Source organism: Paenibacillus sp. FSL K6-4396 (assembly GCF_038002525.1).
Lineage (GTDB): Bacteria > Bacillota > Bacilli > Paenibacillales > Paenibacillaceae > Paenibacillus > Paenibacillus amylolyticus_B.
Map to the genome: position 1 here is coordinate 3,285,800 of NZ_JBBOCR010000001.1, position 24,149 is coordinate 3,309,948.

Here is a 24,149-nt window from a genome sequence, read left to right on the forward strand (position 1 = left end):
AATGATCTATGCGAGGGGCGTCAATCGAGTTTATAATACAGGTATGATTTATCGAAAACGATTTCTGTTCATTGGAAGCGATTACTTTTATTGATTATATGAATCTAAAAGGGGACACTATCATGATAGCTGCAATAAATCTGGAAGGCGTTTGGAAACTCCAACTCGATGAACATAAGGTGGAACGTGGTCTGAATTTCTCAGACATTATTACATTGCCAAATACTACATCTCATGCGGCCAAGGGCAAGAAAAACGAGAATGTGTTAATCGGTGCGCTGACGGATGAGTACTTATTTGAGGGTTATGCCTGGTTTTCACGCGAGATTGAAATTCCCGAACACTTGGCTGGCAAATGTTGCTTCTTGCATCTGGAACGAACACGAGTAACCACAGTTTGGATCGATGGGGTGGAATGCGGAACACAAAACAGTCTGAACACACCTCACCGTTACGAGATTGAGGCAGGGCTAACCGCGGGGACTCATACAATTACCATTCGAGTGGACAATACCAATTATCCAACCAAAGGTGGTCACCTTACATCCGAAGACACGCAGACGAATTGGAACGGCATCACCGGGAAATTGGAACTTCAATTTTTTGAGCGTGTTTTCCTGGATAATGTTCAGGTCTATCCCGATCTTGCGACTCGATCTTTCGAGATCAAGGCAGCACTTGTTGGTGACCTGCAAGAAGTACGAATCGTGGTTTCGGCTGTTGCAGTCAGTGCAGATCCGGTGTATACGACCGAGGAACAGATTTTCGCCCCGGATTCGCAGGAAATCCAGCTGACGTACAAGATTGGCGAAGATGCGATGTTATGGAGTGATGATGAACCTAACCTGTACCAACTTCATATTCATCTGCAAGATCAGGACGGCGAAGTGCTGGATTCCACCGAAGTATGGACGGGATTACGGGAATTCCGGGCTGCTGGAGACAAATTCACCATTAATGGTCGCAAAACGTTTCTTCGAGGCAAACATGACGGGCTGATCTTTCCGCTCACGGGATACGCGCCAACAGATGTGGATGAATGGGTTCGTATTCTCGCTATCTCCAAGTCCTACGGTATCAATCACTACCGTTTCCATACCTGTTGTCCTCCGGAGGCTGCTTTTATTGCAGCGGATCTGCTCGGCATCTACATGGAGCCTGAGCTTCCGTTCTGGGGAACCATTACGGATGAATCTTCAGATGGGCATAATCAAGCCGAGCAGGATTACTTGATTAGCGAAGGATTTGCGATGCTGCGTGCTTTTGGTAATCATCCTTCGTTTGTCATGATGTCCATGGGGAATGAACTATGGGGAAGCAAGGACAGATTGAATTCGATCCTGAAGGCATACAAAGCATATGATCATCGTCATCTATACACCGAAGGTTCGAATAACTTTCAGTTTGTGCCGGACATTCTGGAGGAAAGTGAATTCTTCTGCGGGGTTCGTTTCTCCAAAGAGCGCCTGTTCAGAGGTTCATATGCGATGTGTGATGCTCCGCTCGGTCACGTGCAGACCGACCTGCCAAATACATTGAAAGATTACGATTCAAACATTGTACCTGAGCAAGGCAGCGATGCTGACCCTTCTGGTCAGACTGGGGACAAAGAGATTCAGATTCAGTATGGGACAGGTTCCAAAACAGTGCAGGCCGAAGCTGGAAGTGACCAACTTGTCTCACACGTACCAATCATCTCGCATGAAATAGGACAGTACGCCACGTTTCCTAATTTCGAGGAGATCAACAAGTATACGGGTTCTCTCAAAGCCAAGAATTTCGAAGTGTTTCGAGAGCGTCTGAATGCCAAAGGGCTGGGACATCTGGCGGAAGCCTACTTCAGAGCCTCTGGTAAACTCGCGGTCGCATGTTACAAGGAAGAACTGGAAGCTGCTTTTCGTTCGCAGCAACTAGCTGGGTTCCAGCTGCTGGATCTTCAGGATTTCAGTGGTCAGGGAACAGCGCTGGTGGGTGTACTGGACGCATTCATGGATTCCAAAGGCATGATTACACCTGAGGAGTGGAGAACGTTTTGTTCCGACGCTGTGCTGCTCGCGAGATTCCCCAAATATAATTATCTAGCGGGTGAATTGTTCGAAGCACGCATTGAACTAAGTTACTTCCGGAGACAAGCATTGGATGGACTTCAATTGAAGTGGGAAATTCAAAGCGAGCAGATCGAAGGAAGCGTCCTATTGGAAGGGAAAACAGACCTGCCAGCGACCCATGGAGAACATTATGTGAATGTCGCGGATCTCAGCATTCGCATTCCTGAAGTCTCCAATATGACCAAAGTGGAGCTTAGACTGTCCATTCCGGGCACGGATATCCGTAAGTCTTACGACCTGTGGATCTACCCGAGTCAGGAGGAAGTGGACCTGAGCGGTTTGAATCTATTTACCGAACTCTCGGAACAGGCGTTGGCGCTGCTTGAGCAGGGCGAGGATATTTTACTTTTCCCGAATCCCAATCAGCTTCAACACGCGATTCAAGGTTTCTATAGCACCGATTTCTGGTCTTACCCTATGTTCCGATCAATTTCGGAGAATATGAAAAGAGAAGTTCCTGTGGGCACAATGGGCTTGTTAATTCAACAGGATCATCCGGCCTTCGACCATTTTGTCACAGAGGAGCACTCAACTTATCCGTGGTGGAGCATCGTGTCCGAGTCCTCATCGATCATCTTGGATGAGTTGGATAAAGACTTGAATCCGATCGTGCAGACCATTGATAATTTTGAGCGAAACCACAAGCTTGGCCTGTTGATGGAGTGTCGGGTCCGGAAGGGGAGAGTGCTGATGGGAGCGCTGAATCTGGAGCGTCTGATGACTACATTGGAGGGCAGACAGTTGTTATACAGCTTCCAGCGTTATGTACAAAGTTCCGCTTACCAGCCCGTTGCACGTCTGGAAGTAGAGGAACTTCGCAAGTTGTTTAACTAAGATATAGGGAGAAGAGGTGTCAGGTTTCCCTTAATTATGCCAATGAGCCCCTTCCGCGAATGGAAGGGGCTATAAGACATGCAGATTGAATCGATTCATTCTCCGTTAAGCGCTAGATGAACCTGCACTTTTTAGGATTACATTCCAATCTTTTTCTTCAAAAAGTATGTTGTCTTTATCCTCTGTTACTCCGATCCGGACCTCAAGGATCACCATCCTGGTATCAGCCAGAATAGAAAAGAGACTCTCCTTGGTAATCGCGAACTGAGTGCCCATATTCACTTGCATGACCTTTCCGTTAACAAGCACTTGCCCACTGCCTGCAAGCACGGTCCATGCTCTACACCCAGTTCTATGCCAGTTCAACCCGATATGTTTGCCTGGTAGAACCGTTATGTTTAATGTGGTTACAGTTGTATTCTCATCGTCTAACGAACTCTCAATGACACGATAACTGCCCCAGGTTGCTTCACCATACATCGGTTTTAATGGCAAGTTACCCAATTGCGCTTTAATTTCATTTGAATTATTTTTGTTGGCAATGAGAATGCCATCCGGACTTGCGGCAGCGATAATACCTGGCACGCCAATGACTTGGATGGGGTAGGGAAGCTCGTTAATAATATAGGAATCGGAGGAAGAACCCGAGATTCCACCGTGTCCGATTACATGGGTATCTAACTGTTCGCACAGCGTATCCCAGCTTCCGATATCCTGCCATACTCCCTTATAAGGCAGGACTACGGCCCGCTGCGCCTTTTCTGCAACATGCTTGTCAAAACTGCGTTCAGGCAACGCTTCATACAGGGACGACAATTGATCATAATGAACCGGAAGCCCCATTTTTTTAATATGGGATATCATAAACGCGACGGTGAATGCGTACACACCACAGTTCCACAGTGCCCCACGTTGTAACAGAGTTTCAGCAATGGTGGCTTCGGGTTTTTCTATAAATTGTGTTATGGGCGCATAAGCATTACGTTCTTCTCCACCTGGCAGGATGTATCCATACTGTTCTGAAGCATGTGTAGGCCTTGTCCCAATTAAAGCGATATCGGCTTGAGAATGTTTCAATATGTCCGGCAGTAATTGGAAGTTGCTGAAAAAATCTTCACCTGCGAACACATCAGCTGGCGCGATACAGATCACATCGTCATCCTTGGCCATTCGGAAGGATTGCAGATATAACGTCGCTAAAGCCGCCGCAGTAAAAGTGCCTCGTTTATAAGGTTCCCCAATGACTGGTATTTTGCCTTGAGTATGTCGTGCCGTAATATTAGCCTGATCCTGATGTGAAATAATGAGTGTTGAATCCGTTAGGGATGAACTGTCAAGCTGGCGGCATACTCTGCTGATCATGGATTCCCTACCTCCAGCGGGTGATGGAAGTATATCTATGAACAGCTTGGAGCGAAGCTCATTGGATAAAGGCCAGAGCCTTTTGCCAGAGCCGCCGCACAGCAGTACGATATGCATGGGCTTCCTCCTTAAGCTCAGGGAGCTTTACTATAGATTTTCCGTTTATGAAAGGAAAGAGAACGATATTTAAGAGCGAGATTGCGGATTTGTTGCTCTTTTAACGAAGAAGCGTTCACATTCAGACTTTTATTCTTGGAACTTCTAAGGATCATGCCGCCTGGGTTCTTCGTATACATAAAATTGGCATACGTTTCATACTCGGAGAAACCAAACTGTTTCTTCTTATTGATATTGGAGATGATCGCTTTATACCATGGCTGCTTATGAACAGCTTCAATTTTTTGTTTTAAGGCAGCGAGTTTCGATTTGTCGAACAGCATATAATGGGTGACAAAAGAGCGGGGACGCGGAGCTTTCATGCCTAACAACTTGCGGTAGGTATTGAAATATTCCGGTTGGCTCCAGTCACGGCAGTAAAAGACTGTTTTTCCTTCTACAAGAAATGAATGAGGTTTAATCAGTACGGTATCTGCATCCATGACTAGAAAGTACTTTGCCTTCACAATGGAATCTCCGTTCATTTTGAGCAGCTGCTGATATAACCAGCCTGACCGATTCCATCGGGAGGACTGGTAGTGTATCTCGTTTTTGGTTATAGGCAGGACGGATCGCTCATTAACAAAAATGCAGTTTTTAAGGGAACAAAGTTTTCTGATTTTGGTGCTGACCGGAGAAACAATATATATGCTTCCGATGGGATGTTTTACATAACGACGGATGTTATCGATGACGAGGGGAAGGGTAGCCAAATCTTTCTCGATCGCTGGTATAAGAACATCAATCTTAGGTGCATTATTCAACCGGATTCCAGGCTGGACGGACATCTTCTCAACTCCTTGCACAAATCGTGATGACTCATTATATGGTATGTGTGCAAAAGTGTTTTGGTCAGGGCATGTGCAAATATACATTTTTACGAATAGGGGCTTTTGTTGAGGGTTCCTTTATCGGTATTACATATAATGCTTGCAGGATCTTGATCAAACAGCGGGCTATGATGCGGTTGCTGAAGGGAGAGTTTACGACATGGGAGTTGATAAATTGCAGCCGTTAAGAAGTAAGTGGTTAAAAACAAAATTAATCATTAATAATGAATTAATTAAACCGTTTATCCCCGACACACAGAAATATAACAAAACGAATCTGAAATCCATGATCAGCAAATATGGAATGGTCTATGTCAAACCCGAGAGAGGCACTTTCGGGATGGGTGTTATTAAGGCCGAGATGGAAAGTCATCAACATTTTGTCTATCAGATAGAGCAAAAACGTCTGACGTTTGACAGCTTTGAATCCTTTTATAACAGTCTGACTCGCTTGGTGAATAAAAGAAGTTATCTGATTCAGAGAGGAATCCATCTTCTTAAGCACAATAACAGACGTTTTGACATCCGAGTCATGATACAGCTAAGCCCGACCAAACATTGGGAAGCTACCGGAATCATCGGCCGACTGGGTCATCCAAAGAAAATCGTAACCAATTATCATAGTGGTGGTACACCGATGGATATTCACAAGCTGCTACAATCACATGCATCCACAAAACGCAGGAATGAACTGGTTCAGGAGATGAATGAGCTTAGCCTGCGCATAGCTCGTCATATGAAAAAAAAGTACCCGTATCTAAAGCAAATCGGCGTGGATATCGGCCTTGACCACAGTCTGAAACCCTGGATTATTGAAGTGAATGTCAAACCTGACCCATATATATTCAATCAATTAAAGGACAAGACGATGTATCGCAAGGTCATACGATATTACCGCCATGCTGTGCCCAAAAAAACAAAATAACAGACCGGACTTTTCATAGGAATGGCTGGAGAAGGTTTCAAGCTCAAGAGTCGCCAATGTGGCGACTTTTTTTGTTGATCTGCGTTTTAGGGTCGGAATAATGCATTTCATCCCAATTCGACTCCGAAACCTATGCTAAAATAGTATATTCGAGAGTGAAATTCAGAGTCGATGTCGATGAAAGGCGGATGTCCCCATGTTCAATATTGCAATCTGTGATGATGAGGAGCAGCAACGAGAACGTGTGAAAACGATGCTGGTCTCCTTATCTCTAAAAACCAATTTTGATTTTCAAATTAGCCTATTCACATCTGGTGAACAACTGCTCTCACACTACAGAGAGGTTGGGGACACATTCAATATTCTCATCTTGGATGTGGAGATGGGCGGAATGAACGGGATTCAGACCGCTAAAGAGATCAGGAACATGAAGTTTCTGGATGTACAGATTATGTTTCTGACCAGTTATCCGGAATATATGGTGGAGAGCTTTGATGTCATCACCTTTCAATATCTGATCAAGCCAATCCAGCCGCAAGTTTTCGATGAAAAGATGATTAAGCTGTGTCAATATTTTCAGGCATTGGACAAAAAGTATGTATTAATCAAATCAGACTATGATGAACTGTTGCTGAAATATGATGATATTCTCTGGATTGAGGTCGTCAAAAGTTTAACAATCAAGAACAAGTTGAATTTTGTGACACAGGAAAATGTACATGAGACCAAAGGCATTTTATCCAGCTATGCTATTGGTTTGAAAGACCATGGTTTCTTGCAGATTCATCGCTCGATTATCATCAACCTGATGCATGTTCAGAAGTTTTCCGGTACCCAAGTCGTTATGTTGAATGGAACGGAACTGCCCATAGGCCGATCCAAGGTCAAAGAAGTCAAGGATGCGTATACCAAATACATGATCATGAGGATTCAATGATATGGATACCTATATGATTTTTTCCATCATCTTTGTGACCTTACTCATGGCGTTTCAGGCGAATTTTTATTTTGATTCTGTGCTGGGCAAGTCCAAGCGGAAGACACAGAGAGCACTCTATTTCGTAGTATTTGTTATGCTGGGTTATTTTTATTTGGCATCTTCCTTCTCCGATCTTGTTTCGACTGCTGTTGCTCTGCTATTAATCTTCAGTCTGGCACAGTCCTATAAAGTGGAGTTCAAAATCAAGCTTGTTTTTACCATTCTATATGCAGTCCTGATTACTATGGCGAATACGATAGCAGTATATATTCTCGGAGTTTTGGAATCCACAGGAGACTTCATCTCATGGGAACAATTCAATGGTGAAAACTACTGGATTCTCTCCAAAGTGATGCTGGTTGGATGCAGTATCATGTTTATTGTTATTCAAATTGTGCGTCTAGTTGCCAAGCGCAGAGGTTTTGCCGTTCATTATCGTTATTATTTGTTGTTTCTCATTGTGCCGATCATTACGATCTATCAGATCAATGTGGCCTCGATCTATAGTGAAAAAAACATATTCTACGTGATTTCTGTGCTGGGCTCTCTTTTTCTCAATGTGTTTATTGTTTATGTATTCGATAATATGGTGGAAAAGGTACAGCTCACGCATGAAAATAGCCAGTTACAGCGTCAGATGGACTACCAGGATGCCAACTATGAGAAGACCGTTCACAGTTTCAAAAACATTAAATCCATCATCCATGATATCAATCAGCAATTTCTGTATATTGATGAATGTATCCAACGTAACGAACTGGCGGCAGCAGGTGACCATATCAAGTCTACGTTAAATACGATTGAAGGTGCATACCAGAGGGTGAACTCCGGCAATCTGGTCATTGATGCTCTCGTTACGAATACCCTGGCTATGGGGCAGGCAAACGGAATCAAAATCGACACCAAAATCCAGCTTCACTCGCAACATATCCAGATCGATCGATACGATCTGTGCGTAGTGCTTGGTAACATGCTCGATAACGCAATTGAGGCCTCCAAGAAGGTTAGACAGGCCGAGGATCGATACATCCTGATTGCCATGCACTCCACATCAACTGCACTGGTCATCCAGATCATGAATCATGTGGAGCAACCGATCGTTGACTTGAAAAGTGACAAGCCCAATCCGGAGTACCATGGGATCGGTCTAACCAATATATCGCGAATGTGCGAGAAATATGGTGGACATATGAGTATTGAGCATCAGCATCGGAAATTTAACAACATGGTTGTGCTTCCGTTCCACACCGACAATCCCTGAACCTGCCGTTCAGGGGTTGTTTTTTTCCATTCAGGGTCCGTTTGCGTTTGGTCAGTCTCTTCCCGGATATGATGAATTCATTCATAAGAACATTTGAGGGAGGACATATGATGAAGAAACTAATTAGTTTTTTATGTACAGCGGTACTTGTAATTACACCGCTGGCAGATGTCAGAGCAGAGGCGAATAACAACGGTACGATTGAGGCACGGGCGGAGCAGATCGCCAAGGAGATGGTGCAAAACTACGGTGTCACCAGTGTGCAATATGCGATCATGGATGAAGGGGAATATATTTTATCAGATAGTGTCGGACTGCACGATAAGGCATCACAGAAGCCAATAGACAAGGATAGCATGTATGGCATAGGCTCGGTTAGCAAAATGGTTGTTACGGCAGCCGCCATGAAGCTTGTCGATTCAGGTAAAGTAGATCTGGATGAGCCGCTTACTTCGTATATCAAGGACTTTAAAATGGCAGATGCGCGCTATACTCAAATCACACCGCGCATGTTGATGAATCATTCATCCGGTCTTTACGGTACACATTATGGAAACAGCATGTTGTTTGACGATAATGACACCCGCAATCATGATGAGTTATTGCTTAAACTTCAGTCCGAAAAACTGAAATCCAAACCTGGCGCATACTCCGTCTACGCCAATGACGGTTTTCAATTGCTTGAAATCCTGGTTGAACGGGTGAGTGGGTTAAGCTACAGCGAATATATCGCCAAGTTCATCAGCGAGCCGTTGAAGTTGGAATCAACGAAGACACCACTAGATTCCTTTGACAGAGCGCAATTATCCGAAACCTATTGGCCTACACTTGAGATGAAGATGCCTACCGAAAATGCAAACATTATCGGCACAGGCGGAGTGTACTCTACCGCAGAAGAATTGAGTAAATTCGGAGAGGTTTTAATGGGGAACAGACCGGATATTCTGTCCGAATCTGCTGTGAAGGCCATGCAATCTCATGAGTATCGTAAGGGCATATGGGTATCTGATGAGCAAAATACGATCAATTATGGCTTGGGGTGGGACGCGGTTGACCTTGCACCTTTCAGCGATTATGGGATTACCGCGCTTGCCAAAGGTGGGGATACCATGTTGTACCATGCCGTGTTAATCACTATACCCGAACATGATATTTCAATGGCGGTTCTATCATCTGGTGGATCTTCCGTCTACAATCAGATGTTTGCCAGCAAAGTGCTGCTGGACGTTCTCGAGGATCAGGGCATCATCGACGATGTTCAGCCTGATCAGACATTCCTACCACCTGTGAAAGTGAAAATGCCAACGGAGTTGAATACGTACTCAGGTCTGTATGGTACTGTAGGTGAAACACTTGATATAGCAATCAAGGATGGTGAATTCAAACTCCCTGCCTTGCTAGGAGGCATTATCCCGGAGCAGAACTATGTGTACACAGGCGATGAACATTTTACGAGCACGGACGGCAGTGTGAAAGCTAGTTTTGTGAAGGAACGTAATGACAAGGTGTATGTTAAAGTTCAAGGCATGATAACGTTACCCGGCATAGGCCAAACGGTAATGAACACGTATGATTATCAAAAATTGGATCATAATGCGCTTGACGCAGCAACCAAAGAGAAGTGGACAGCTCGTGACGGCTCGAAATATTACGCGTTGGATGAAAAAATAACATCGATCTTTTATCTGCTTCCATCGATGCTGATCAAGAACCTTTCCGTTGATGCCAAAAATGGCTATGCTAATGGCACGCAAATCATGGATGCGAACAACGCAGAGAATATCGCCCAGATTCCTGTGATGAACGGAAGAGACGCATTTGATCTGCAATTTTACACGAAGCATGGCGCTGAGATTTTGATTCAGGATGGACAGGAATACATTGCAGAGGATGCGATTACTCCAATCTTTGGTGGAAAAAAAGGAATTACGACTATTCCGGCAAACGGTCAAGCCCGGTGGTATGCGATCGACGCCCGATCGGGTAACAAATCCATCACGGTGGATTCTCCGAAGACCGGAGGTTATGCAGTGTATAATGATAAAGGGGAAATGGTTGACTTCTCTGTAGCAACCAATCCGGAATCGACGAAGCTCCCGAAAAGTGGTTTTATCGTTTTTGGTGGGGACGCCGGTGATGTATTCCAGATTAAATTAAAGTAAAGCAGGGATTGCGTTACAAAATCACAATCGCAATTTGTCACATAAATAATGTCATATTCAGGAAGTCGCCTTATGGCGGCTTTTTTGATTTTTTTATTAGAATAATTTAACAGTCTGGTAACTTTTCGACCTCACTGCTCGTTATATTTTATATAGTTATATATTAGGCTCATTTTTCACAGGAGGAATCACTTTCTATGATCAATCGACATAAACGTCACACAATGAAGCATTACAAAAGAAGAGCAGGCAGACCCATCATTGCTGGTCTTACTGCGGGAATGCTGATGGTTCATGGAGTCATCGGCGTGTTACCATCTCAGGTACATGCTGAAGCATCGGATGTATCCATCCGTAACTGGTACTCGTATCAGCGTATCACAGTGCCTGAGCTGAAACCTACTTGGACAGCGAAAGTAGATAACCATTTGAATATGAACGAGACGTACATCGGAGCTAATGCCATTGCAGAAGAAGGCAAAGTATTCACGTTTGCTGGATCGAAGTTGATTGCACTTGATGCGACAACAGGTAAACGGTTGTGGACTTACGGCAAAGAACTGACACCTTATATTACCTATCAAGGGGGCGTCCTCTACGGACTTACCAGTGATCACAAGCCATATGCCTTGAATGCGAAGACAGGCAAAGCCAAATGGCAGTCAGGAACATCCACCTGGATTGATACGGTTCAACGTACGGAAGCGCTGATTCCAACGGTGGATACCCTCTACGTGATTAAGGGGAGTACAATGTTTGCACTGGATATCCAGTCAGGCAAACTGCGCTGGAAGGCAGATGAGCCATTAGGCGAAGGTCACGGTACTGAATATCTTGAAGAGTCTAATGGTGTTGTACTGAGAACCTTTTTTGTCCAAGGGGCACTTACATCCGTTCAACTTAATGCGTTTGACAAGAAAACGGGCAAGAAGTTATGGGGTCATTTTGGTCAGGGGGAAGGTATTCAGATCAAAGACGGTCTTGTGTATTCGGTGGATTTTTATTCTCCAATGTTGGAAGATGATGAGTCTTCACCTGAACGCAAATGGAAAGTTAATGCGTACAACCTGAAGACCGGTGTGTTGAAAGGAAGTCAGGAGTACAGGTGGACCATGCCGGGTGACCCACCGTATATGAATGGTAGAGGAGATATACTTGTCAATAAAGACAAACTGTACATTGCGCAGGGGGACAACATAGCGGAGTATTCGTTGAATACAACCAAGTCGGAAACTACGCCAATTCGAACGTTTCACCAACCTTACGGGGACAAAATGGAGTTACTTGGCATTGTACAGGAACGGATGGTGTACAAAAACCTCGAGACAGGTGAACTTAAAGGCATTAAGCTGGCTAATGGTCAGGAGGTTCAGTGGCATGGTGATGCCCCGGTTTCTCAGATTGATGTTTACGGTAAAGGAATGTATCGAGCGCAACGTAACGGCACCCTGCTTGCCCTCAACATGATGACGGGTCAGCCAGCTTTTCGAGTCGCTACCGGGGGAGATCTGCACAACACGACATTGAAGACAAACGGAATGATCATCATCCAAGCCGAAGGCAAACTTCTCGGCGTTAAGCTGCCAGCATCGCTGAAATAAGTGATCTAGAATGAAAAATATGTGAAAAGACCGGATTACGGCATAGCTTGCTCATAATCCGGTCTTTTTTTATTTTTGCGCATAAAACACTGCAAAGTCCAAGTACTTGTACATGCAATCTGCCACACGAAACCCCGCTTCCTCCAACCACTTCAATTGATCCTCCAGCGTGGCATTGATATCCACCTTGCGTCTTTCGATCGAAGCCGAGATGGCTTCCTCAGACAAACCACTTTGTTGAATCGCTTCCAACCAGCGCTGGCGGTAATAGGTGTCCGTATCGAGGGTTCTTCCCTGAACCTGATCTGCGTTGATGAAGCATCCGCCTGGTTCTAACAGCTTATGTACAGAGTCAAACACCTTTTTCTTGTCAGCGTGGGTCAGATGGTGAATAGACAGGGAGGAAATAATCATGTCGTAGGAACTGGTGAAATCGTACTTGGAGTAATCCCCGACCACATACTGCACTTGGTTCGCATCAGCAAATCTTCGACGTGCTCCTTCGAGCATATGATCACTAATATCGATCAGGGTTAATCGCGCGTTGGGATACTTTTGCAGGACCAATCCGGAGAGCAGTCCCGTTCCTGCACCCAGATCAAGAATACGTGGAGAATCGATCGGGCTTTCCATTAGGTCCAGAGCCATTCCATAAAAATCATCAAAACAAGGGATAAGCTGCTTTCGCTGCACATCATAATCTTGGGCTACCTTATCAAACAGCTGCTTTACTGAGAATTCCATGTGCTCATCACTCCTTGAGGTTTTCTCCATATTTTACAAACTGGAAGGGATTAAGGGAAATACTGATTATGGATAAACTCATAGGTTGGACCTATGGGTTCCGAGTCTCTGCCATGGGTAATAACATGTAAGCGCAGAATATAGACAGGGAGGAATGAACCTGATGTTTCAACCACGTTCTATTATGATGAGTATCTCGTTAATCGTTATAGTTCTAACACTTACAGCTTGCTCTGGTAGTAATGAACCTTCGGCTATCCCTGAACCATCAATGCCAGTAGGTGAATCTGCTCCAGCACCTTCAACAGGAAATGAAAGGAAGCGTCAACAGACCGAAAGTTTTGAAATGTTGACGGCAGATGGCAATCAATCACTAGAAGCGACCTTGCAACAAGGAGAAGGATTTTCCTTGTACCTATTCGAGAAATTCACATTTGATGCTGCTCAAGGCCGTCTGTCACTGTCTAGTAATGCTGACTATTATGTGGATATTGAACCACTGCCTTCGGATTATAATCTGGCAGAACTGGAGACAGCGGGTAAAGAAGAATTAGAAAAAGCCGGTAAGGTATCCGATTATAGTGGAGAACTGGTAGAACACCCGCTTGGTTATGCCGAGCTCTATCTTCAGGCCTCTGGTGAAGAAGGAATTAGCGATTATATGGTCTGGAAATCAGAAGAAGGGGACGCATTTTTATTCCGTCTTCATAATCCAAAAGGAGAAGAGGCCTCTGATTTCGCCAGCCCGGTCCTTGTTTCGTTATCCACCGTTCAGGGTGATTCGTAACTTAGATGACTATAATGTTTTCAACGAAAGTCGCCAACTGGCGGCTTTTTTACTTTTGCAGATTGCACGGAGAAGTTGCGAGGTGATGTATTCACTTTCATTTGACTTAGAGTACGCTCTAGGGTGTAGACTTTGAAGAAGAAGAAATATTGCCAAGGAGATGAACAGAATGACAGAGGAAAATAATTTTAGAACTTTACAACATAAAATAGGCTCTGGCTTCAACCATAACAGTACAGCGGAGGAGGTATTGAAAGATCTGGACTTGTCAGGACAGCTTGCTATTGTAACGGGTGGATATTCCGGCCTCGGGTTGGAGACGACACATGCGCTTGTTAATGCGGGAGCCCGTGTAGTGGTGACTGCACGTCGTCCAGCGGTTGCGAAGGAAGCACTTTCGGGTCTGGAAGGTGTTGAAATAGATGCATTGGACCTCGCTGATTTATCCAGCGTTCGTGCTTTTGCCGAGCGATTCCTCGCGAGTGATCGCAACATCGACATGCTGATTCTTAATGCGGGCATCATGGCTTGTCCGGAGACAAGGGTAGGTCCGGGCTGGGAAGCTCAATTTGCAACCAATCACCTAGGCCACTTTGCACTGACTAATCTGTTATGGCCAGCACTTGCAAGTCGGGGTGGCGCACGTGTTGTTTCCTTGGCATCAGCGGGACATCATTTCTCACCGATTCGTTGGGATGATATCCAGTTTGAGCATGGTTATGAGAAATTCCCTGCTTATGGACAGTCCAAGACAGCAACCATTTTATTCAGCGTTGAGCTGGACAGACGTGGAGCTGAACAGGGAGTGCGTGCGTTTTCGGTTCATCCAGGTGGAATAATGACGCCGTTGCAGCGTCATATGCCGAAAGATGAGATGATTGCTCTGGGATGGATTGATGAATCTGGACAAGTCGCCAATCCGGCGTTCAAAACACCTGAGCAGGGGGCGGCAACGCAAGTCTGGGCAGCAACCTCTCCTCAGCTTGAAGGCAAAGGCGGTGTCTACTGCGAGGATTGTGACATCAGTGAAATGGCTCCTGAAGATGGCGGTTTCTACGGGGTGAAGGAATATGCGATTGATCCTGATCAAGCTCTTCGACTATGGAAACTGTCCGTGGAGCTGACGGATACGGATATCCCAACCACGTAAAACCTTGATTTACACAACAATTAAATTGAGATACACACTAAACGCTACTGAAGTTGTCCGTAGCGTTTTTTTATTTTTGCTCATACGAATTGAGAAAGTAACATCCCTCATGGTTAGGTGAATATCATATATCAGAATAGAGGGAAGAAAGGATACATTATACGGTTCAGTGAAGTGAAATAACTGTGATGGATTGTAATGTGAGTGCTTTTCCATTTAAAATAGAGGAATCATGTTCTTTTTGAGAACGCAGGGAGAGAAAATCATGAATATTTTTGAGCAACACATACCTTTGGAAAAAGTGAAATTTAATGAACCGCTAAAAAATCACACGTTTATTAAAATTGGTGGTAAAGCAGATATCCTCATCCATCCAACAACGATAGACGAAATCACTAAAATCGTAGAGATTGCCAACATACATCAATTACCGCTGACGGTTATTGGCAAAGGCTCCAACGTCATCATTAAAGATGGAGGCATCCGTGGTGTAACCATTTCCCTTAGTCATTTCGATCAAATTAAAGTGAGTGAGGACAGCATGATTGCCCAAAGCGGTGTTGATATCATTGATGTATCCAGACTTGCTTTGGAGCATAGCTTAACTGGTTTGGAGTTTGCTTGCGGTATTCCCGGCAGCACGGGGGGCGCACTTTACATGAATGCGGGTGCTTATGGCGGTCAGATCGCCGATGTTGTTGAACGTGCAACTGTGATCACCAAAGACGGTGCAGTGTTGGAGATCCCGCGAGAAGAGATGAAGTTTGGATATCGAAATAGTCTCTTCAAGATGGATCACTATATCATACTGGAGGCCGAATTCGGGCTCAAAAAAGGAAACAAGGAAGATATTGCAAGCAAAATGAAGGAATTAACGTTCCTGAGAGAATCCAAGCAGCCGCTGGAATTCCCCTCTTGTGGAAGTGTATTTAAACGACCCGAAGGACATTTTGCCGGTAAACTGATTCAGGATTGTAACTTGCAGGGCACTCGCATCGGAGGTGCAGAAATCTCCATGAAGCATGCAGGTTTTATCGTAAATGTGGATCACGCTACTGCCCAGGATTATATGGATCTGATCCAATTTATTCAGAAGAAAGTATATGATACGTTCCAAGTTGAATTGGAAACCGAAGTCATCTTTCTGGGAGAGTAACTTCATTGGAATCATTAGGAGGTCGCCCTTGGCGGCCTTTTTTGCTTGTGGGAATGGTACTGAAACAAGTATCCACATGCTAATTATGGTAATATCAGAGTGATTGTATTTAATATTTCATCGTGATTATAAGGAGTGCAATTGGAGATGTTCAAACGTAACAGGAGAATTCTGCTAATCGCGGCTATGGTAGTTTTACTGTCGCCCTTGTCAGTCCTGACATATATGTATATGAATGAACGTGCAGGCGGCCTAGCGGATCAACGGATATCTAAAGTTTGGGGATTAAGTGAACCTATACAGATTCCTATAGCGAACAGTCCTGAGAGGGCAGTTCAGGAATTTAGAGGTGAGTTTTATACCTCCCAATTTATTCATCAGGAGGCTGTAGACGGAGGCATGATTTTGTTCACACAAAAAAAGGGGCGGGAAAACAACAGTAATCTTCAAATGGAGTATACCCGCAAGAACATGTTTGGATGGAAATGGGTATGGGGTGGAGGTTATTCCATAAGTGAGGGTCAACACACCAAGTTTGCTTTGGATTATATGAGTATACCGAAGTTGGATAAAGTTTCGGCACCGTTTCCCATGTTGTTTGGTAATATTAAAGATTCATCCATTAAACGTTTATATGTAGAGACCAAGGACGATGGAAAAGTGATTGAGACCGAAGCGAAACTGGTTGAGGTGAGTTCGGGACGTCTAATCTGGTATGTTTTCCTTCCTCCGTCAGCCGCTATCCCATATGTAATGAAGGGATTTAACGAAGAAGGGAAACTCATTACCCATGAACAAATTAAAGATGCCAATGACAGCGGGTCGTTAACTCTCCGAAAATGATCTCGTGGACTATCTAGATACATATGGTAAAGGACAACAAACATTGATTCTTAAGAGGTCGCCTTATGGCGGCTTTTTTTATTGCCAATGTAGTACCAACCATTCCGCCAGTGAATGAACCGATCCTGCAAACCCGCGTCACGCAAGCGATTGGCTCATGCTATGGCTGATTGAACGATTGTTGCTGACCCCGCTCTCGCTTAACATGTGAACAGAGGAGCCTGCTCGTCATTCACCATCATTCTGTCAAAGGGGGCCTGCGATCGTATGGCTGAGCTGTCGGAAACATCAACGTTGCAACCCGGGGTTACAGTCAACAAACCCGTCAAACCAAGTTATCTGCGTAACATTCGAAAACACTGGATGTTGTATGTCATGATCCTGCCCGGCATTTTGTTCTATATTATTTTCAAGTACATTCCACTTGGCGGAAGCGTGATTGCATTTCAGAACTTTCAGATTATGAAAGGCATATGGAGCAGTCCATGGGTTGGCCTGGATAACTTCAAGTTTATTTTTACGTATCAGGACTTCTATCATGTGCTTCGGAACACAGCTCTGATTGCCTTATACAAACTGGTGATCGGATTTCCTGCTCCGATCCTGCTAGCGCTATTGTTCAACGAAGTGAGAAAAATGCTTGCCAAACGCTTTTTGCAGAGTTTGTTTTATCTGCCTCATTTTCTCTCCTGGGTTGTTGTCGGGGGGATCGTGTTTGAGGTGCTAGCCTCGGGTGGTTTTGTAAACGCTGTCCGTGGATGGTTCGGGTTCGAGCCGATCCTGTATATGCAGCAGGAGCAATATTTCCGACCTATTGTTGTGCTGTCCTCTATCTGGAAAGAGGTAGGTTGGGGAACGATTATATACCTCGCTGCGGTAAGTGGTATTGACCCCACCCAATATGAAGCGGCAGTGATGGACGGAGCGAACCGCTGGAAGCAAACGATCTACATTACATTGCCTGCGTTGTTCCCGACGATCTTAACCCTGTTCCTGCTGAATATCGGCAATTTCCTGGAACTTGGCTTTGATCAGATCTATAACCTGCTGACACCGATGACCTACTCGGTAGGGGATATCATTGAAACGTACGTATACCGCTCTGGTGTCCTGCAAGGGCAATATAGCGTAACAACAGCGATTGGTCTATTTCAGTCGGTGATTGGCTTCATTCTGCTCTGGGTCTTCAATCGGCTAGCGAGAAAATCAGGAGAGGGGTTGTGGTAATGATCAAGCAGACGATTGGAGAAAAGCTGTTCCAAACCGCCAACTACATTTTCCTGACACTTGCGGCCTTTACGATGCTCCTTCCGTTGCTACATCTGCTTGCGGTTTCCCTGAGTTCGCCGGTTGCGGCAGACTCCAAAGAAGTATTTCTGTGGCCCGTTGGCTTTACTTTCGCGTCATGGAAACACATTCTACAAAGCTCGGGCTTATGGCAATCGTTCGGTGTAACCGTATTCATTACGGTAGTGGGTACTGCGCTTAGTATGTTATTTTCAGTGTTGACCGCTTTTCCGTTATCGCGCAGAGAATTCATGATTCGCAAACAAGTGATGCTGGGCATTGTAATTACGATGATTTTTAATGCCCCGATGATTCCATTTTTTCTGACGGTAAGGGAGCTGGGCATGATGAATTCCATCTGGTCCCTGATTATTTCTGGTGTAATTGGCACATTTAATATGGTCATTCTGCGTACCTTTTTCATGAGCTTGCCCAAAGAACTTGATGACACGGCCCGAATCGACGGTTGCCATGACTTCCGGATTCTGTTTCAGATTTATTTGCCGCTATCCAAGCCGGTTCTGGCTACGGTCAGTCTGTTCTATGCGGTGGGATACTGGAACACGTTCCAGCGGGCGGTACTGTTTCTACGTGATCCAGGGCTATGGCCTCTGCAGATGAAGCTGCGAGCGTATTTAACCAGCCCGGAGGAACTGGCCCAGGTAAATATGTTTCTTGGGGATTACAACTTCAATACAACCACGTTAAAGGCAGCGACGATACTTTTTGCAAGCGTTCCCATTATTTTGGTGTATCCTTATCTACAGAAGTATTTTGTGAAAGGTTCATTGCTCGGATCACTGAAAGAATAAACCATGTTCAGGGGGATGATTTCATGAGAAAACAACTGACCCGCAAGATGATGCCGCTAATGCTCAGTATAGCCATGCTGTTGGTCGCTGGTTGTGGATCAGCGACTACAAATTCCGGAAATGACGTTGGTAACGGCGAAGGCAGTGGTGGGGCTGTAAAAGTCAAAGTATTCAAAAGCCATATGGGCGTTGGCAGCTTGCCAACTGCGGATAATCCACATGTGAAATACATTGCTGAACAGACGGGAGTCCAGTATGAGCTCATTACAACGCCTCCCGGTTCGGAGCCATCCGAATACTTGAACCTGATGATTGCCTCCGATGAACTGCCAGATATCCTGCGTCCGATTGGAGGCATTGAGCAGACACTGATTCAGCAGGGAGGCGCGTTACCACTGGATGAACTCCTGCCTGAATATGCACCCCATGTGTGGGAGAGTATTCCTCAGGAAGCTTGGGATATCGTTCGCTCTGCTTCCCCTGATGGCAAAATCTATTATGTGCCCAAGGTATTCCTTGTGCCTGAACGTGCACCGTTAATTCGTCAGGATTGGGTGGATAAGGTGGACATGGAGATGCCAAAGACCACTGATGATTATGTCGAGCTGCTCACAGCTTTCCGTGACAAGGACCCGAATGGCAACGGCAAACCGGATGAACTGCCAACAAGCGGAAGGGAATTCGGCAGATGGATGGACCATTTGTTTGCGATGTACGGGGTAGCGATGTGGGAAGGGTATCCCGAATGGGATGAATACGATGGAAAAATCCAGTACGCAGGGACTACCGACAATATGCGGGAAGCAATCAAGTTCATTCGCATGTTATATGTGGAAAAACTGCTGGACAATGAAACCTTCCTGAACAAAGGGGAAGTGTGGCAGGCCAAAATCAATAATAACCTCGTAGGCAGCTGGTACCATTTGCCTGCAAATGTGCGAGATCGGTACAATGCGATGCTGACCCAGGCTCCAGATGCCTACATTGCAGCAATGCCGTTGCCCAAAGCCGAAGGGTTTGAAGCTTTTGTCACCCAGAAAAGCATGGGTGAACCGGAATGGATGATCCCAGCCACCAAACAGGATAATGCGCCAAATGCGCTGAAGCTGCTGGACTTCTTCTATAATCCTGAAAATGATGAGTTTGGTCGCTTCGGTCTTGAGGGTGAGCAGCATGAAGTCAAGGATGGACGCAAAATCATTCTTCCACCTGCTGACAACAAACCGCTTGCCTTGGGTATGAAGAATCTGACCACAGCAGAAGACATGAACAAGCGGATTGAAGAGACATATCCGGAAGATCAGCAGCAAATGGTCAAAGACATGTTCAAAGTCAGCACTGCCGATGCGCGGCAAATTGCCGGTGACGGTCTGCCAGCCTCTGTGTATGAAGGTTTTCCTGATATCCAGTCTCACAAGTTGTTTCAAGAGGTATTGACCAAGATTGTCATCGGCGAGCTGCCGATCGAGGCTTATGATGAATATGTGAAGAAATGGAATGCTTCCGGGGGCGAAGTGGTCACCCAGCGTGTACAGGAATGGTATGAGAAGGTGAGAAAATGAAAAAGAGATATGCCCTATGCGGGGTCAGCGGCAGAGCATTGGGACAATTTGCAAAACCAATTCATGAGCTGTTCTCTCATAATTCAGAGGTTGTCGCTTTGCTGGATACCGATCCTGCACGATTTGAAGTCTATCGCGCCCATTTTCCTGAGCACACAGAAGTAGCAGTATATGGAGCTTCGAATTTCGAGGTTATGGTCGATGAGACGCGGCCTGACTGTATCATCGTGGCTGGCAGGGACGATACTCATGCCCACTATATTGTTGCCGCGTTGGAGCGGGATCTCGATGTTATCACCGAAAAGCCGATGACGACTACTGGAGCTGATGCCAGACGCATTCTGGAAGCAGAAGCAAGAAGTAATGGCAACGTCATCGTAACGTTCAATTATCGGTATATGCCGATCCACATGCGCATCAAGGAATTGATTCAGGAGGGGAAACTCGGTCGCGTCACTTCCATCGACCTTAACTGGTATATCGATACCCATCACGGCTCCAGTTATTTTAAACGGTGGAACCGTGAACGGGCATTCTCGGGCGGTCTGTCTGTCCATAAAAGTACCCACCACTTTGATCTGGTCCAGTGGTGGATCAATCAAAAGCCAGTTGAAGTTTTTGCCTATGGAGCACTGAACTATTACGGGGCTGAAGGTGAATGGAATCCGGCACAGGAGGACGGAAGACATTGCCGTACATGCCATGTCTCAGAAGATTGCGCCTATTATTCCCGCTGGACGTCCCGCAGTCGTCAGATCCGGGTACCGGATGACCATCTGAACCAGCTCGGTAACTCAAGCCAGCAGGAGTTTCCATACACTTCATACCGCCCCGACCAGTGTATCTTCGATTCCACCATTGAGATTGAAGACACGTATGCCGCAACAGTGAAATATAGTGGCGGCGCGCTGATGAGTTATTCGGTCAATTTCTCACTTCCTTACGAAGGGTACCGTTTGGCGATAAATGGCACGAAGGGCAGGCTAGAAACATTGGAGTATCATATGCCGGCACGGACGCCTTTTCCCACACCCGTCCAGACGATCGATTACTTTCCGCTCTTTGGTTCAAAAGAAACGATCCATGTTGTTCATCGTGAAGGCGGACATGGAGGAGGAGATCCACTGCTGCTGGAGGATATTTTCCTCGGCGAAGATAAGAGACGCCCTTACCGAATTTTGTCTGGCGCTGAAGACGGCGCTTATTCCGTTGCCGCTGGAGAAGCAGTGTGGCGATCTGTGGAAGAGCATCGGCCGATTTCCATAGACGAAGTGCTGGGTGGTTGGAACAGCAGAGTGCCCACACACAAAGGGAGGGAGAAGTGACATGAGCAGACCTGTGTATTTTGAACCGGAGGAGAGCATGGCTTATCACAGTGGTGAAGACGTTATACACGCCCTGATGAGCATTGCGGGAAGGTATATTGGAGCCAATCCTCCGCATCCCCCGGTCTACAGGGTAAGTAGATCAGGACTTGTGCGCAAGTCCGATGATCACCGCTATGATTTTCCATTGGAGGATCTATTCCCCGACATGCAGAGAGGACAACAGGTCTATGCATGGGCCAAACTGTGGAGTGACAGTGATCAGGAATTTATTTTTCATATCACCTGCTTCGGACCTGTTAGGCTATATCATAATGGCGTGTTGATCTATGGTTCTGCACCTGAAGAGGAATATCCAGCGATTCCTGTTCTGAAACTGAAATGTGAACTGGTCAGAGGCTGGAATCATTTCGTTCTTGAATTCAAATCAGGGGAAAAGGGGGGAGGTGGCCAATTTGGCACTGGCTCCCGGAAGAACAAACCACTTCACTTCATTGTGCCTTCGCTCGAACGAGATGGGGAAGAAGGCTGGCTCTACAGCGAGCCTTTGGATTTTCCGTTGTCGGAAATTCCTTCTGGCCCCATGCGAGAGAAGGCCACTGGCGTTAACTGGTTGCCTCGGGAGGAAGACCCCGAGAAGGCATCGCCTTATGGACAGTTGGCACGGATGTATGGACTGACCAGCGGCATGTCTGCGTATGCATGGACGAAGATAGGTGGTACGAAATGTGGCAAGGAGACTGTGCTAATCTCTGGTGAGGCCTACAGCCCGATTGAATTCTCGGTGGAGGGCAAGGTGGTATTCCATCAAGAGCATGCCGGACGCTTTCGCTTCGAACTGCCATTGTCAGCTGGCGTGCAAGATCTGACAGCGAACTGTGTAGGTGGAGACCGGGATTGGGGATTCCGTATGGATGCAACTACAGATGAGATGTTGACACCCGCACTGGATGTGAAGGGGCACAGAGGCAAGTGGCTGTACCTGGGTCCTTTTCAAGCGGAACAGGAGATTGATCTGGCTTCCTGCCAGAAGATGAAGCGGACTGCTCGTAGCGGAACAGGTGAAGAGGTATACTGGCGAACAGAGCTGCCAGACGGAGAGGTACGTCCATTTCTGGAAAATGAATGGTTCGGCCGATGGAACTATCCCCTGGGCGTCACGTTATACGGATTGCTTCAGCTTGGCAAAGCGGGTCAACGATCGGATATTCGAGATTACGTGCTGAGTCACATTGAATTTGCCTCTTCACGTTTCAGCTACTCCTTATGGGACAGAGAACGTTATGGTGCAGCTGGGCTGAATAATCAGCTCTCCCATATCGACAGCCTGGACGACTGTGGATCTTTCGGCGCCACCATGTTGCTTGCCGATCGGGAACGCAAGTTGGACGGCGTTTCAGAGGCGGCAGCTCATATCGCTGACTATATTTTGCATCAACAGCCCCGTCTGGAAGATGGCACTTTATACCGCAAGATTGGTGTCTCCAGATCAATGGATAACACGATGTGGTGTGATGATCTGTATATGAGCATCCCGTTCCTGTGTAGATACGCCGAATGGTCGGGTGACGATAAGCTGCTGGATGAAGCGGCAAGACAGGTTCTTTTGTATAAAAAGTATCTGTATATTCCAGAGCGTCAAATCATGTCCCATGTATTCGATGTGAAGCGAGGTGAGCCAACAGGGACCCCTTGGGGCCGAGGCAACGGCTGGGTACTGTTCTCTTTGTCGGAGTTGCTGACGGCCCTTCCTCATGACCATCCATCCTATACAGTTCTCATTCAGTTCTACAGGGAATTGTGTGAAGGGTACTTGGCATTGCAGGGCAGAAACGGACTGTGGCATCAGGTATTAACGGACCCGGAGTCGTATGAGGAAACCTCCTGTACCTCCATGTTCATCTATGCGTATGCCCGAGGGGTGCGAAAGGGTTGGCTTTTAGATCCAAAACCCTATGCACAAGCGGCGTATCAAGGGTGGAAGGGGCTATCGGAGCGCACAATTGATAAAAGGGGCAATGTATACGGCGTATGTCGTGGCTCCAGCTACTCCTTCACGAATCACTATTACAAGCATGAACTGGGTTGGAATCTGAATGATACCCATGGGATCGGCATTGTACTTCTTGCTGGACTTGAAACTATTGCCATGCAAGAATGGCAGACAAACATGCGGGTTTTCGCTGCGGAAAGGGTCGGAACACCGGAGAAATTGGAGAAATCATCTTTTTAGAGGGAGAAAATAGGCTGTTGGGCCGGGTCGTA

Annotated in this window: 18 protein-coding genes; 15 read left to right on the forward strand and 3 right to left on the reverse strand. The window is 46.0% G+C overall.

The genetic code is table 11. From position 1 onward, the window contains the following. Positions 1 to 122: 122 nt before the first annotated feature. On the forward strand, positions 123 to 2,942 hold the full coding sequence (locus tag MHB85_RS14325) for a glycoside hydrolase family 2 TIM barrel-domain containing protein (protein WP_341073127.1): 2,820 nt from the start codon (positions 123 to 125) through the stop codon (positions 2,940 to 2,942). Positions 2,943 to 3,047: 105 nt separating this feature from the next. On the opposite strand, the gene MHB85_RS14330 is transcribed toward MHB85_RS14325, so the two are convergent. Both MHB85_RS14330 and MHB85_RS14335 read right to left on the reverse strand, forming a co-directional pair. Then, positions 3,048 to 4,421 (reverse strand): sugar phosphate nucleotidyltransferase, encoded by a 1,374-nt coding sequence (locus MHB85_RS14330; protein ID WP_341073128.1) that lies wholly within the window; start codon positions 4,419 to 4,421, stop codon positions 3,048 to 3,050. Positions 4,422 to 4,438: 17 nt separating this feature from the next. After that, positions 4,439 to 5,248, reverse strand: a complete 810-nt coding sequence (locus MHB85_RS14335) for a DUF6492 family protein (RefSeq protein WP_149846629.1) — start codon at positions 5,246 to 5,248, stop codon at positions 4,439 to 4,441. Positions 5,249 to 5,450: 202 nt separating this feature from the next. Between MHB85_RS14335 and MHB85_RS14340 the strand changes: the two genes are divergently transcribed. From MHB85_RS14340 to MHB85_RS14360, 5 genes are all read left to right on the forward strand, one after another. Then, positions 5,451 to 6,215, forward strand: a complete 765-nt coding sequence (locus tag MHB85_RS14340; RefSeq protein WP_244660882.1) for a YheC/YheD family protein — start codon at positions 5,451 to 5,453, stop codon at positions 6,213 to 6,215. A gap of 196 nt (positions 6,216 to 6,411) precedes the next feature. Then, positions 6,412 to 7,152: a LytR/AlgR family response regulator transcription factor gene (locus tag MHB85_RS14345; RefSeq protein WP_222215606.1), complete on the forward strand. Its 741-nt coding sequence runs from the start codon at positions 6,412 to 6,414 to the stop codon at positions 7,150 to 7,152. A gap of 1 nt (position 7,153) precedes the next feature. Beyond that, positions 7,154 to 8,455, forward strand: coding sequence for a sensor histidine kinase (locus MHB85_RS14350; protein WP_341073129.1), 1,302 nt, complete (start codon positions 7,154 to 7,156; stop codon positions 8,453 to 8,455). Positions 8,456 to 8,565: 110 nt separating this feature from the next. After that, positions 8,566 to 10,617 (forward strand): serine hydrolase domain-containing protein, encoded by a 2,052-nt coding sequence (locus tag MHB85_RS14355; protein ID WP_341073130.1) that lies wholly within the window; start codon positions 8,566 to 8,568, stop codon positions 10,615 to 10,617. A gap of 197 nt (positions 10,618 to 10,814) precedes the next feature. Further along, positions 10,815 to 12,218 (forward strand): PQQ-binding-like beta-propeller repeat protein, encoded by a 1,404-nt coding sequence (locus MHB85_RS14360; protein ID WP_341073131.1) that lies wholly within the window; start codon positions 10,815 to 10,817, stop codon positions 12,216 to 12,218. 69 nt (positions 12,219 to 12,287) lie between these two features. Here the strand turns inward: MHB85_RS14360 and MHB85_RS14365 are convergent, their stop codons facing one another. Then, on the reverse strand, positions 12,288 to 12,962 hold the full coding sequence (locus MHB85_RS14365) for a class I SAM-dependent methyltransferase (RefSeq protein ID WP_091016429.1): 675 nt from the start codon (positions 12,960 to 12,962) through the stop codon (positions 12,288 to 12,290). A gap of 163 nt (positions 12,963 to 13,125) precedes the next feature. Between MHB85_RS14365 and MHB85_RS14370 the strand changes: the two genes are divergently transcribed. From MHB85_RS14370 to MHB85_RS14410, 9 genes are all read left to right on the forward strand, one after another. Then, complete coding sequence (locus tag MHB85_RS14370) at positions 13,126 to 13,749, forward strand: hypothetical protein (RefSeq protein ID WP_341073133.1); 624 nt, start codon at positions 13,126 to 13,128, stop codon at positions 13,747 to 13,749. Between the two features lie 169 nt (positions 13,750 to 13,918). Further along, positions 13,919 to 14,899: an SDR family NAD(P)-dependent oxidoreductase gene (locus MHB85_RS14375; RefSeq protein ID WP_341073135.1), complete on the forward strand. Its 981-nt coding sequence runs from the start codon at positions 13,919 to 13,921 to the stop codon at positions 14,897 to 14,899. Positions 14,900 to 15,164: 265 nt separating this feature from the next. Further along, positions 15,165 to 16,055 carry a UDP-N-acetylmuramate dehydrogenase gene (gene murB / locus MHB85_RS14380; protein WP_091016425.1) on the forward strand — a complete coding sequence of 297 codons (891 nt, stop codon included), beginning with the start codon at positions 15,165 to 15,167 and terminating at the stop codon, positions 16,053 to 16,055. A 147-nt stretch (positions 16,056 to 16,202) separates the two neighbouring features. Further along, a complete protein-coding gene (locus MHB85_RS14385) occupies positions 16,203 to 16,898 on the forward strand; it encodes a hypothetical protein (RefSeq protein WP_341073137.1) in 696 nt (231 codons plus the stop codon). Positions 16,899 to 17,165: 267 nt separating this feature from the next. Then, positions 17,166 to 18,125, forward strand: coding sequence for an ABC transporter permease (locus MHB85_RS14390; protein WP_091016421.1), 960 nt, complete (start codon positions 17,166 to 17,168; stop codon positions 18,123 to 18,125). Between the two features lie 2 nt (positions 18,126 to 18,127). Continuing rightward, positions 18,128 to 18,997, forward strand: coding sequence for a carbohydrate ABC transporter permease (locus tag MHB85_RS14395; protein WP_341074228.1), 870 nt, complete (start codon positions 18,128 to 18,130; stop codon positions 18,995 to 18,997). 23 nt (positions 18,998 to 19,020) lie between these two features. Then, the gene (locus tag MHB85_RS14400; protein ID WP_341073138.1) at positions 19,021 to 20,559 is read left to right on the forward strand and encodes an extracellular solute-binding protein; all 1,539 of its coding nucleotides are present in this window, start codon (positions 19,021 to 19,023) and stop codon (positions 20,557 to 20,559) included. Then, positions 20,556 to 21,884, forward strand: a complete 1,329-nt coding sequence (locus tag MHB85_RS14405) for a Gfo/Idh/MocA family protein (protein ID WP_341073139.1) — start codon at positions 20,556 to 20,558, stop codon at positions 21,882 to 21,884. Before MHB85_RS14400 ends, MHB85_RS14405 begins: the two co-directional genes overlap by 4 nt. A 1-nt stretch (position 21,885) precedes the next feature. Beyond that, complete coding sequence (locus MHB85_RS14410; protein WP_341073140.1) at positions 21,886 to 24,117, forward strand: glycoside hydrolase family 88/105 protein; 2,232 nt, start codon at positions 21,886 to 21,888, stop codon at positions 24,115 to 24,117. Positions 24,118 to 24,149 lie beyond the last annotated feature (32 nt).

What these genes read in the sequence shown, in the direction of transcription:
- MHB85_RS14325 (WP_341073127.1), top strand. Translation starts at nt 123, where the DNA reads ATGATAGCTGCAATAAATCTGGAAGGCGTTTGGAAACTCCAACTCGAT.
- MHB85_RS14330 (WP_341073128.1), bottom strand. Translation starts at nt 4,421, where the DNA reads ATGCATATCGTACTGCTGTGCGGCGGCTCTGGCAAAAGGCTCTGGCCT.
- MHB85_RS14335 (WP_149846629.1), bottom strand. Translation starts at nt 5,248, where the DNA reads ATGTCCGTCCAGCCTGGAATCCGGTTGAATAATGCACCTAAGATTGAT.
- MHB85_RS14340 (WP_244660882.1), top strand. Translation starts at nt 5,451, where the DNA reads ATGGGAGTTGATAAATTGCAGCCGTTAAGAAGTAAGTGGTTAAAAACA.
- MHB85_RS14345 (WP_222215606.1), top strand. Translation starts at nt 6,412, where the DNA reads ATGTTCAATATTGCAATCTGTGATGATGAGGAGCAGCAACGAGAACGT.
- MHB85_RS14350 (WP_341073129.1), top strand. Translation starts at nt 7,154, where the DNA reads ATGGATACCTATATGATTTTTTCCATCATCTTTGTGACCTTACTCATG.
- MHB85_RS14355 (WP_341073130.1), top strand. Translation starts at nt 8,566, where the DNA reads ATGAAGAAACTAATTAGTTTTTTATGTACAGCGGTACTTGTAATTACA.
- MHB85_RS14360 (WP_341073131.1), top strand. Translation starts at nt 10,815, where the DNA reads ATGATCAATCGACATAAACGTCACACAATGAAGCATTACAAAAGAAGA.
- MHB85_RS14365 (WP_091016429.1), bottom strand. Translation starts at nt 12,962, where the DNA reads ATGGAATTCTCAGTAAAGCAGCTGTTTGATAAGGTAGCCCAAGATTAT.
- MHB85_RS14370 (WP_341073133.1), top strand. Translation starts at nt 13,126, where the DNA reads ATGTTTCAACCACGTTCTATTATGATGAGTATCTCGTTAATCGTTATA.
- MHB85_RS14375 (WP_341073135.1), top strand. Translation starts at nt 13,919, where the DNA reads ATGACAGAGGAAAATAATTTTAGAACTTTACAACATAAAATAGGCTCT.
- murB (WP_091016425.1), top strand. Translation starts at nt 15,165, where the DNA reads ATGAATATTTTTGAGCAACACATACCTTTGGAAAAAGTGAAATTTAAT.
- MHB85_RS14385 (WP_341073137.1), top strand. Translation starts at nt 16,203, where the DNA reads ATGTTCAAACGTAACAGGAGAATTCTGCTAATCGCGGCTATGGTAGTT.
- MHB85_RS14390 (WP_091016421.1), top strand. Translation starts at nt 17,166, where the DNA reads ATGGCTGAGCTGTCGGAAACATCAACGTTGCAACCCGGGGTTACAGTC.
- MHB85_RS14400 (WP_341073138.1), top strand. Translation starts at nt 19,021, where the DNA reads ATGAGAAAACAACTGACCCGCAAGATGATGCCGCTAATGCTCAGTATA.
- MHB85_RS14405 (WP_341073139.1), top strand. Translation starts at nt 20,556, where the DNA reads ATGAAAAAGAGATATGCCCTATGCGGGGTCAGCGGCAGAGCATTGGGA.
- MHB85_RS14410 (WP_341073140.1), top strand. Translation starts at nt 21,886, where the DNA reads ATGAGCAGACCTGTGTATTTTGAACCGGAGGAGAGCATGGCTTATCAC.